6 protein-coding genes are annotated in these 10,573 nt (G+C 70.3%); 4 read left to right on the plus strand and 2 right to left on the minus strand.

From position 1 onward, the window contains the following. The first annotated feature begins 3 nt into the window (after positions 1 to 3). A complete protein-coding gene (locus D7W79_RS31500) occupies positions 4 to 624 on the plus strand; it encodes a chemotaxis protein CheB (protein WP_120529079.1) in 621 nt (206 codons plus the stop codon). Between the two features lie 31 nt (positions 625 to 655). Then, a complete protein-coding gene (locus tag D7W79_RS31505) occupies positions 656 to 1,771 on the plus strand; it encodes a hybrid sensor histidine kinase/response regulator (protein ID WP_208729888.1) in 1,116 nt (371 codons plus the stop codon). On the opposite strand, the gene D7W79_RS31510 is transcribed toward D7W79_RS31505, so the two are convergent. Then, positions 1,761 to 2,681, minus strand: a complete 921-nt coding sequence (locus D7W79_RS31510; protein WP_120529080.1) for a metallophosphoesterase family protein — start codon at positions 2,679 to 2,681, stop codon at positions 1,761 to 1,763. The two genes, D7W79_RS31505 and D7W79_RS31510, sit on opposite strands and share 11 nt — an antisense overlap. An 84-nt stretch (positions 2,682 to 2,765) precedes the next feature. Continuing rightward, positions 2,766 to 5,708: a choice-of-anchor D domain-containing protein gene (locus D7W79_RS31515; RefSeq protein ID WP_120529076.1), complete on the minus strand. Its 2,943-nt coding sequence runs from the start codon at positions 5,706 to 5,708 to the stop codon at positions 2,766 to 2,768. Positions 5,709 to 6,126: 418 nt separating this feature from the next. On the opposite strand from D7W79_RS31515, the gene uvrA reads away from it, so the two are divergent. Both uvrA and D7W79_RS31525 read left to right on the plus strand, forming a co-directional pair. Next, positions 6,127 to 9,000, plus strand: a complete 2,874-nt coding sequence (gene uvrA / locus D7W79_RS31520) for an excinuclease ABC subunit UvrA (RefSeq protein WP_120529077.1) — start codon at positions 6,127 to 6,129, stop codon at positions 8,998 to 9,000. Positions 9,001 to 9,022: 22 nt separating this feature from the next. After that, positions 9,023 to 10,471, plus strand: a complete 1,449-nt coding sequence (locus D7W79_RS31525; RefSeq protein WP_120529078.1) for a POT-type proton-dependent oligopeptide transporter — start codon at positions 9,023 to 9,025, stop codon at positions 10,469 to 10,471. The last annotated feature ends 102 nt before the right edge of the window (positions 10,472 to 10,573 follow it).

The raw sequence follows: 10,573 nt of genomic DNA on the forward strand, positions 1-10,573 counted from the left end.
CCCATGCCCCGCTCGCGCCCTCCTTCCGCCACGCCTCCAGGCCGCGTCGACGCCATCGTCGTCGGTGCGTCCGCGGGCGGGGTGGACGCGCTGTCGCTGCTCCTGCCCACGCTGCCCGGCGACTTCAGGCCCGCGCTGCTCGTCGTCGTGCACCTGCCCCGCGACCGCCACAGCCTGCTGGTGGACGTGTTCGCCCCCCGGTGCGCGCTGCCGGTGCACGAGGCGGCCGACAAGCAGCCCATCCAGCCGGGGGCCCTCTACTTCGCGCCCCCGGACTACCACCTGCTCGTGGACCGGGACGCGCACGGCCCCACGCTCGCGCTGTCGCAGGACGCCCCGGTGCACTTCTCCCGCCCGTCCATCGACGTGCTCTTCGAGTCCGCGGCGGACGTCTACGGCGAGCGCCTGGGCGGCGTCCTCCTGACGGGCGCCAACGCGGACGGGGCCCAGGGCCTCCAGGCGGTGCGCCGCAGGGGCGGCGTCACACTTGTGCAGACGCCTGACACCGCGCGTATGGCCACCATGCCCGCGGCGGCGCTCGCGGCCGGGCCGGTGGATTTCGTGCTTCCTCTTGAACAGATGCCCGCCGTCTTCCGGGCATGGGGAGATGGCGGTGCTATCTGACCTGTCTGTTCTCAGCAAGGAGCCCCTGTCCGTGGCCTCCCGGGTGAAGTGCCTGCTCGTCGATGACCTGGAGGAGAACCTCCTGGCGCTGTCCGCCGTCCTGCGGCGCGACGACGTGGAGGTGCACTGCGCCCGCTCCGGCGCGGAGGCACTGGAGTTGCTGTTGCAACACGAGTTCGCGCTCGCGCTCGTGGACGTGCAGATGCCGGAGATGGACGGCTTCGAACTGGCGGAGCTGATGCGCGGCTCCGAGCGCACCCGCGACGTGCCCATCATCTTCGTCACCGCGGGCACGGGCGACCCTCGGCGCACCTTCAAGGGCTACGAGGCGGGCGCGGTGGACTTCCTCTACAAGCCGCTGGAGGCGCGGGCGCTGCGCAGCAAGGCGGAGGTCTTCTTCCAGGTGCACCGCCAGAAGCAGCAGCTGGCGCAGCAGCTGGACACGCTCGCGGAGACCCTGCGCCTCAACGAGATGTTCACCGCGGTGCTGGGCCACGACCTGAGAAACCCCCTCTCCGCCATCCTCACCGCGGCGGACCTGCTCCAGCGCCGCTCCGACGACGAGGCCGTGAAGAAGACGGCCACGCGGATGATGGCCGCCGGCAAGCGCATGGGCCGGATGATTGAAGACGTGCTGGACCTGGCGCGCGCGCGGCTCGCGGGCGGCATCCCGCTGCGCCGGGGGGAGACGGACTTCGGGCAGCTGGTGCAGCGCATGGTGCAGGAGCACCAGACGGCGTGGCCCCGCCACCGCATCGAGGTGCAGCAGGACGGCGACCTCGTGGGGGACTGGGACGCGGACCGGCTGGCGCAGGTGGCGTCCAACCTGCTGGGCAACGCGCTCCAGCACGGCGACGCCTCGGAGCCCGTGCGCATCCGCGTGGACGGCACGCGCGACGACGCCCTGCGCTTCACCATCACCAACGTGGGCGTCATCCCGCCCCACCTGCTGCCCTTCCTCTTCGACCCGTTCCGGGGCGGCAACCAGCGCCGGGGCCGGGGGGAGGGCCTGGGCCTGGGGCTCTACATCGTCCAGCAGATCATCCACGCGCATCAAGGCGGCGTGGAGGTGCTCTCCGGCACCGGGCCCTACACGGAGTTCCGCGTGGAGCTGCCGCGCAAGGGCGTGGACGTGGTCAAGCTGTAGCGCCGTTGTCCGCGGGCACGCTGCCCGTCCCGTCCGGCTCCGTGGGCGGCAGCGTGTGCAGCCCCCAGCGCTGCCCGGCCTGCCAGGTGGCGACGCCGGACACGCCCCAGCCGGCGCGCTGGGCCTCGCGGCCCTCGAACTCCAGCCAGAAGACGGCGGTGTCCGGCCGGGCCGCCTGGTCCAGGCACGCCACGCGCGACGTCGTGCGCCCGTGCCCCTCCAGCGCCACGGCGAAGGGCTTGTGCGAGTGGCCGCAGAGCACCCACCTCGGGTGCACCGTTTCCACCAGCTTGCGCGTCACCGGGTTGCCAATCCACGGCGACGGCAGGGGGCGCGCGGGGGCCAGCCGCTCCTCGCGGGCGCGCTGCACGATGCCCCGGGGCCACTCGTGCACCAGCAGCAGGTCCACGTCGCGCGCCGCGGCCACCCGCTCCACCTCCGGCGTGCGGAAGTAGCCCGCCTGCTTCGCCGTATCCAGCGACGTGGGCCGCTTCAGCGGCTGGTCGATGAAGCGCGGCGCGTGGATGCCGGACAGGTACGCCACGCGCAGGGGGCCCAGGGTGCGCAGGCCCGCGCGGCCCAGGTAGTGGACGTCCGGGGCCAGCTCCCCGCCGTCGGGCAAATCGTGCAGCGCCTCGAAGTCCTCGTTGTTGCCGCCAATGAAGTACAGCGGCCGCTTCACGCGGCGCACGCCGTCCGCGTACTCGGCGAACTCCGCGGGCATGGCGCGCTTGGCGGCCTTGCGCCGGTGGTCGTCCGCGCGGCGGAAGGCCTCCACGTCCCCCACCGCCACCACGAAGTCCACCCGCCGGCCGCGCGCCTGCTCCAGCGCGTCCAGCCACGCCTCCACCCGGTGGAAGCGTCCATGGATGTCACCCAGCGCGGCGACGAGGAGGGAGTCCTGCGGCATGCCCTTCACTCAAAGCCTCCCGCCGCGCGCTGTCGAGTCATCCGCCCCCGGCACTTTCCGGTGACGGACGAATGGCCGCCCGGGCTACGGGCAGCCCAGCGGGTAGGTGATTTCCACCACGGCACCGGGAACCGGGGCGCGCAGCCGGTCGAAGATGACGGCGTTGGCGCGCGCGTCATAGGCCCAGCCGTCCGTCACGGGCACCCCATCCACGCGGACGACGAGGGCGCCCGGGTCCTCGGGCAGCTCCGACAGGGGGAAGGTGCGGTTGGGGCCGAAGGCGCTCTCCGACAGCTTCTCCAGCGACGTGGCCCAGTTGGGCGTGCAGATGCTGTCCACCACGCCGTTGAGCTTGTGGGCCAGCTCCATGTAGCGGGTGCCGGAGCTGCTGGAGGTGGTGCAGGTGGACAGGTCCTCCGGGCCCACCACGGCGTTGAAGCTCACCTTGGTGGGGTCGTTCCCCTTCAGGGCCAGCAGGTAGGTTTCGTACCAGGCCACCGGCTGCGAGCTGAAGTCCTCCTCGTCCGACAGCACGATGATGGCCAGCTTCGCGTCCTCGCGCAGGAAGCCGCCATTGCCGTCGTTGGCCTCCGGCGTGCGCGGGTCGTCCAGGTTGTAGAGCAGCGGATCCGACAGCGCGCGGTACGCGGCGTCCAGGCCCTGCTCGTTCCAGTGGCACACGCCCACGTGCGTGTTGATGGCGAAGACGCCGGCCGCGTTGGGCGTCTCCGGCGTGATGATGCGCGGGCTGGTGCCGTCCACGGGGAACAGGCGCCCGTTCTCACCGCCCATCGCGCCGCCGGGGCACTCGGACCAGCCGCCGGGGGACGGATCCAGGCCGGTGGTGGTGACGCCGATGCGGTAGTCCACCTGCGCGGCGGTGGCGGCGGAGAGGAAGGCCGCGAAGTTCTCTCCCAGGCTCTGCTGCTCCTCCATCATGGAGCCCGAGTTGTCGACGACGAAGAGCACGTCCACGCGCGCCTCCGCCTCCTGGACGAAGTGGTCCGTCTGCTCCGTCTTCGCCAGCCCCCGCCCCACGAGCCCCGCGTTGTAGACGGCGCCGTCCTTCAGCGTGAAGCGCACCGTCGCCGCGTCCTCGCCCTCCTCCGCGGGCGCGTACTTCGCGGTGAGCTTCACGCGCCCGCCCGCCGGAATCGTGGCCGGCAGCGCGCCGGACACCGTGAACTCTCCTCCCGCCTGCTCCAGCTTCATGCCCGCGACCTTCACGTCCCCCGGGCAGTCGTTGTAGGCCATGAACTCGCGGGTGCGCGCGCCGCACGCCAGCCGGCCGATGCCGAAGTCCACCGTGGTGGGCTGCACGGAGAAGCACCCCTGCACGCCCCGGCCCACCAGGTTCACCAGCGGGTGGCCGCGCGTGGGGTGGCTCACCCAGCCCTCCGCGAGCCCCTGGAACTCCCCTTCCGAGGACGGCTGGAAGCGCACGATGAGCGTCGCCTTCTTGCCGGGCTCCAGCACGCTGTTGGAGAGCCCCACCGCGCGGAAGGCCGGGTCCGACCCCGACGCCAGCTGGAGCGCCGACAGGAAGCACGCCTCGTTGCCGGTGTTGCGCAGCGTGACGCCCAGCGCCACCTCCGAGCCCACCGGCACCTGGCCGAAGTCCAGCACCGACGGCAGCGTGTACTCGCACGGCGCGAAGGCCTTGCCCTCACCCGACAGCGTCACGCCGTCCGTGGTGCTGGAGGTGCGCTGGGTGGAGGTGACGGCCAGCTGCCCCTGGCTCACGCTGCCCACGCCCGCGCGAGGGCTGAAGGTGACGCCCACCTTCAGCGTGCCCCCGGGCGCCACCGGCTGGCTGGACGGCGGCTGCGCGAGCGTGAAGTAGCCGCCCGTCTGCGTGGTGAGGTGCAGGCCCGTGACGGACGTCTCCTCGCGGCAGCGGTTGTACACGGTGACGTCGCGCGTGGCCGTCATGCCGAAGGCCACCGGCCCGAAGTCCAGGTGCGCGGGCGTCACCTCCACGCACGACGCGCCACCATCGCCCGTCAGCGTCACCTTGGGGCCGGGCGACGTCGTCTTCGGCTTGCGCACGGCCACCTCCACGCGGCCGTCGCGCACCCGGCCGAACGCCACCGGCGTGAAGGCCACGCGCAGCTCCACCACCGCGCCCGGCGGCAGCAGGTCGTTGGGCAGCGCGGGCGCGCTCACCACCTTGAACACGCCGGACGGGTCCTCCAGCAGCACCGCGCCCTTGTAGCTGAGCGGCTCGTTGCCCTGGTTGCGCACGGTGATGCGCTCCTCGGCGGTGGCGCCCACGGCGACCCGGCCGAAGTCCACGCGCAGCGGCGTCACCTCCAGCGCGCTGGCCACGCCCGTCCCCGTCAGCGCCACCACCGCGGGCGCGCAGCCGTCACAGACGGCCACGTGCAGCGCCGCCTCCGCGTTGCCCAGCCGCACCGGGCTGAAGGCCACCGGCACCTTGCGCGTCTCGTGCGGCGCCAGCGTGGACGGCAGCCCCGCCCCGGCGGAGAACTGATCCGCGTCCGACCCCTCCACCGACAGCACCAGCGGGCTCTCCACGTCGGAGGGGTTGCGCACCGTCACCTCGCGCATCTCCACCAGCCCCAGGTTCACGTTGCCGAAGTCGAGCGCCGTCTCCGGCACCTCCACCAGCGCCTTCACGCCGCGCCCGCTGACGGGCACCTGCGCCGCCGCGCCGCCGGAGGCGTCCGTGAGCAGCTCCAGCTGCCCCTGCACCGCGCCCTCCACGTCGGGCGTGAAGCGCACTTCAATCTCGTGCTCCGCGCCGGCTGTCAGCGTGAAGGGTTCGAACGCGGGCACGCTCACGTTGGGCAGCGACGAGCGCGCGCCTTCCACGCGGTACGACGCGCGCCCCTCGTTCGCCAGCCGCAGCTTCATCGCCTTGGTGCGGCCCACCGCGGCGGCACCGAACTCCAGGAGCTCCGGCCGCGCGGCGAAGCCCGTGCGTGCCTGCTGTGAAGTGGGCCGCTCACACGCCGTCCCCGCCGCCACCGCCACCGCCAACACCAACCATCGGAGTCCACGCATACAGAGTCCCGTCCTTCCTACACACGGCACCGGTGTCCCCCCACACAGCCCTGCACGTGGATCCGGTCGTCGTGGAAAGGTGCAACCCTGGTGCCTGGACGTCCCAACGAGGCGCCGTCACGCCGCCAACACGGCAAACGGGCGCCCACGCAGGGGCACGGGCTTTAACGGGTAAAACAGGAGATTCCACGTTTCGTGGAAGCGACTGCAAAAGCTTCTAAAACGGTCGATGCCACACCGACCTCCCACCCTGGAGGGCCGTGCGACTTCAAGCAGGGAGGAGTGGAGCGCGCAGGACGGCCGCGTGCCCGTCAGGCCGGGGGATGCGGGCGGGCGTCCCGGGTGTTCCTCCAGAACCGCTCCGGGCGTGCGCCTTTGCGTGCACCGGAACACCCTTTCAGTGATAAAGCGCGCCCCCATGTCCGAGCCCGACGTCATTTCCATCCGTGGTGCCAGGGAGCACAACCTCAAGACCGTCTCCCTGGACATCCCGAAGAAGAAGCTCGTGGTGTTCACCGGCGTGTCGGGCTCCGGCAAGAGCTCGCTCGCGTTCGACACGCTCTATGCCGAAGGCCAGCGCCGCTACGTGGAGAGCCTCTCCTCCTACGCGCGCCAGTTCCTGGGGCAGATGGAGAAGCCCCGCTACGACACGCTGCGAGGCCTGTCGCCCACCATCTCCATCGAGCAGAAGGCGGCCAGCAACAACCCGCGCTCCACGGTGGGCACCGTCACGGAGGTGCACGACTACCTGCGCGTGCTCTACGCCTCCATCGGCGTGCAGCACTGCCCCAACTGCGGGCGCAAGGTGGGCAAGCAGAGCGCGCAGCAGATCGTCGATGAGATCATGAAGCTGCCCGCGGGCACCAAGCTCCAGGTGCTGGCGCCCATCGTCACGAACCGCAAGGGTGAGCACAAGGACCTGCTCACGGAGGCGCAGAAGCGCGGCTTCTCCCGCGCGCGCGTGGACGGGAAGGTGCGCGAATTGGAGGAGCGCATCGAGCTGGACAAGAAGTCCAAGCACGACATCGCGCTCATCATCGACCGGCTGGTGTTGAAGCCGGACCTGCGCACGCGCCTGACGGACTCCGTGGAGACCGCGCTGCGCGAGGGCAAGGGCACGCTCATCATCACGGATGAGAAGGGGACGCTCGCGTCAGACCGCGTGATGAGCGAGCTGAACGCGTGCCCCGCGTGCGGCCTGTCCTTCGGGGACCTCACGCCCGCGTCGTTCTCCTTCAACAACCCGCTGGGCATGTGCACGGACTGCAACGGCCTGGGCACCCGGCCGGAGATGGACGCGGACCTGCTGGTGCCGGACCAGAGCCGCAGCATCCGCGACGGCGCGATTGAACCGTGGGCCAGCGGCATGAACCGCGGCGAGGGCTGGACGGCGGACTTCGTGGAGAGCCTGGCGTCCGCGTTCAAGATTGATCTGGACGTCCCGTACGCGAAGCTGTCCAAGCGGGAGAAGGACGTCCTGATGAACGGCGTGAAGGGCAAGTCCTTCACGGTGCAGTGGGGCGACAACGGCCAGTACAACATGGAGTGGGAGGGCCTGCTCGCCCGCACCATGCGCAACTTCAAGACGACGACGTCGGAGGCGCGCAAGGCGGAGCTGCAGAAGTACTTCAGCGACAAGCCCTGCCCCTCCTGCAAGGGCGAGCGCCTGCGTCCGGAGAGCCGTGCGGTGAAGGTGCACCAGCGCACGCTCGTGGACTTGAGCCGCATGACCATCACGGAGGCGCGCAGCTTCCTCACGCAGATGGGCCTGAGCCAGCAGGAGGAGAAGATTGCCCAGGAGCTGCTCAAGGAGATCCGCAGCCGCCTGTCGTTCCTGGTGGACGTGGGCCTGGGCTACCTCACCCTGGACCGCACCGCGTCCACGCTGTCCGGCGGTGAGAGCCAGCGCATCCGGCTGGCGTCGCAGATGGGCAGCGAGCTGACGGGCGTCATCTACATCCTGGATGAGCCCTCCATCGGCCTGCACCAGCGCGACAACGGCAAGCTCCTGACCACGCTCAAGCGCCTGCGCGACCTGGGCAACTCCGTCATCGTCGTGGAGCACGACGAGGAGACGATGGAGGAGGCGGACTACCTGGTGGACTTCGGCCCCGGCGCGGGCGAGCTGGGTGGGCAGGTGGTGTCCCAGGGCACGCCCAAGCAGGTGATGGCGGACGAGAACAGCCTCACCGGCGCGTACCTGTCCGGACGCCAGGAGATTGAAATCCCGGAGACGCGCCGCCCGGTGAACCCCAAGCATCAGATCTCCATCCTGGGTGCGACGGAGAACAACCTGAAGAACGTGGACGCGGACATCCCGCTGGGCATCTTCACGGCCGTGACGGGCGTGTCCGGCGCGGGCAAGTCCACGCTCATCAACGAGATCCTGTACCCGGCCCTGGCGCGCGCGCTCTACGAGAGCCGCGAGCCCATGGGCAAGCACAAGTCCATCAAGGGCCTGGAGCACCTGGACAAGGTCATCGACATCGACCAGCGGCCCATTGGCCGCACGCCGCGCAGCAACCCGGCCACGTACACCAAGGTGTTCGACGCCATCCGTGAAGTCTTCGCGATGACGCCGGAGGCACGCACCTTCGGCTACGGCCCGGGGCGCTTCAGCTTCAACATCAAGGGCGGCCGCTGCGAGGCGTGCGAGGGCGACGGCGTGAAGCTGGTGGAGATGCACTTCCTGGCGGACGTCTACGTCCCCTGCGAGGTGTGCAACGGCAAGCGCTTCAACGAAGCGACGCTGCGCGTGCGCTACAAGGGCAAGAACATCGCGGAGACGCTGGACCTGAGCGTGCGCGAGGCGGTGGACCACTTCGGCGCGCACAAGGACATCATGCGCGTGCTCACGACGCTCACCGACGTGGGCCTGGGCTACCTGCGGCTGGGCCAGCCCTCCCCCACCCTGTCCGGCGGTGAGGCGCAGCGCATCAAGCTGGCGCGCGAGCTGGCGCGCGTGGCCACCGGCCGCACGCTCTACATCCTGGACGAGCCCACCACGGGCCTGCACTTCGAGGACATCCGCAAGCTCTTGTCCGTGCTCAACCGGCTCGTGGAGGCGGGCAACAGCGTGCTCGTCATCGAGCACAACCTGGACGTCATCAAGAGCGCGGACTGGCTCATCGACCTGGGGCCGGAGGGCGGCTCGGGCGGCGGCAACATCCTGGCCACCGGCACGCCGGAGGACGTGGCGAAGGTGGAGGCCAGCCACACCGGCCGCTACCTCAAGCACGTGCTGGGCAAGGCGCGCCGGGCCCGCATTGGCAAGCGCGTGGACGCGGCCTGAGGGGCCCCGGTAGGGTGGGGGCATGGCCGAGACCTCGACCGCCCCCGCCGACCAGCGCTTCCCGCCCCAGATTCCCTACATCATCGGGAACGAGGCCTGTGAGCGCTTCAGCTTCTACGGGATGCGGAACATCCTCGTGGTGTTCTTCATCGACTACCTCTTGCGCACGCACGTGCCGGAGACGGGTGCGCGGGAGGCGCAGGCCAAGAGCCTGATGCACCTGTTCATGGCGGGGGTGTACTTCTTCCCGCTCGTCGGCGGCTACCTGGCGGACCGCTTCTTCGGGAAGTTCCACACCATCTTCGTGCTGAGCCTCGTGTACTGCGCCGGGCACGCGTGCCTGGCGCTCTTCGAGGACAACGCCACGGGCTTCTACACGGGCCTGACGCTCATCGCGATTGGCTCCGGCGGCATCAAGCCGTGCGTGGCCGCGATGGTGGGCGACCAGTTCACGGAGAAGAACCGCCACCTGGTGAAGAAGGTCTTCGCGATCTTCTACTGGACCATCAACTTCGGGTCGTTCTTCGCGTCGCTGTTCGTCCCGCTGCTCATGAAGAACTACGGGCCGGCGGTGGCCTTCGGCGTGCCGGGCGTCCTGATGTTCCTGGCGACGGTCATCTTCTGGGCGGGCCGCAAGCACTACGTGCTGGTGCCCCCCACGGGCCCCAACCCGCACGCGTTCTTCAAGGTGCTGGGCAGCGCGTTCCGGGGCAAGGACGTGGCGGGCGGCACCTGGCTGGACAAGGCGAAGGCGGAGCACCCGGCGGAGGCGGTAGAGGGCGTGAAGGCCGTGTTCCGCGTGTCCGCGCTGCTGCTGCCCTTCGTGCCCTTCTTCTGGATGCTGTTCGACCAGAAGGCGTCCACCTGGGTGGTGCAGGCGCGGTCCATGGACCCCAACGTGGGCGGCGTGGTGTTCCAGCCCAGCCAGATGCAGTTCATCAACCCCATGCTGGTGATGCTGCTCATCCCCTTCCTCACGGCCGTGGTGTACCCGGTCTTCCAGCGCGCGGGCTGGGAGCTGACGCCGCTCAGGCGCATGCCCATGGGCCTCATCATGGGCGCCGCGTCGTTCGTCATCGCGGGCTTCTTCCAGGTGGCCATGGAGGGCGGGACGACGCTGAACATCGCGTGGCAGCTCCTGCCGTACATCGTGCTGACGGTGGCGGAGATCCTGGTGTCCACCACGGGCCTGGAGTTCGCGTACACGCAGGCGCCCCGGGAGATGAAGGGCACCATCCAGGCCGTGTGGCTGTTGACGAACACGCTGGCGAACGTGGTGGTGGCCATCGCCGCGGCGCTCAACGTCTTCACGGGCTCCGCGCAGTTCTTCTTCTACGCGGCCTTCGCGGCCGTGGCCGGCGTGGGCATGGCGCTGATGGCCCGCAAATACGTCGTGCGCGACTACTACCAGACGGACGCGCAGGCCCCCATGGACGGCCGCAACCCCGCGGTGGCGCCGAAGCCGGCTTAAGACCCCTGCTGCACCGTCGGGTCCGCGGCGGGGGCCGCGTGGGGCCCCTGGCGTGGGAGCGCCACCGTGAAGGTGGCCCCACGCCCCGCCTCGCTCTCCACC

Source organism: Corallococcus exercitus (assembly GCF_003611585.1).
GTDB classification, from domain to species: domain Bacteria; phylum Myxococcota; class Myxococcia; order Myxococcales; family Myxococcaceae; genus Corallococcus; species Corallococcus exercitus.

Excerpts from the sequence above, each read along its gene's own strand:
- D7W79_RS31525 (WP_120529078.1), top strand. The coding sequence starts at position 9,023 with ATGGCCGAGACCTCGACCGCCCCCGCCGACCAGCGCTTCCCGCCCCAG.
- D7W79_RS31515 (WP_120529076.1), bottom strand. The coding sequence starts at position 5,708 with ATGCGTGGACTCCGATGGTTGGTGTTGGCGGTGGCGGTGGCGGCGGGG.
- uvrA (WP_120529077.1), top strand. The coding sequence starts at position 6,127 with ATGTCCGAGCCCGACGTCATTTCCATCCGTGGTGCCAGGGAGCACAAC.
- D7W79_RS31510 (WP_120529080.1), bottom strand. The coding sequence starts at position 2,681 with ATGCCGCAGGACTCCCTCCTCGTCGCCGCGCTGGGTGACATCCATGGA.
- D7W79_RS31500 (WP_120529079.1), top strand. The coding sequence starts at position 4 with ATGCCCCGCTCGCGCCCTCCTTCCGCCACGCCTCCAGGCCGCGTCGAC.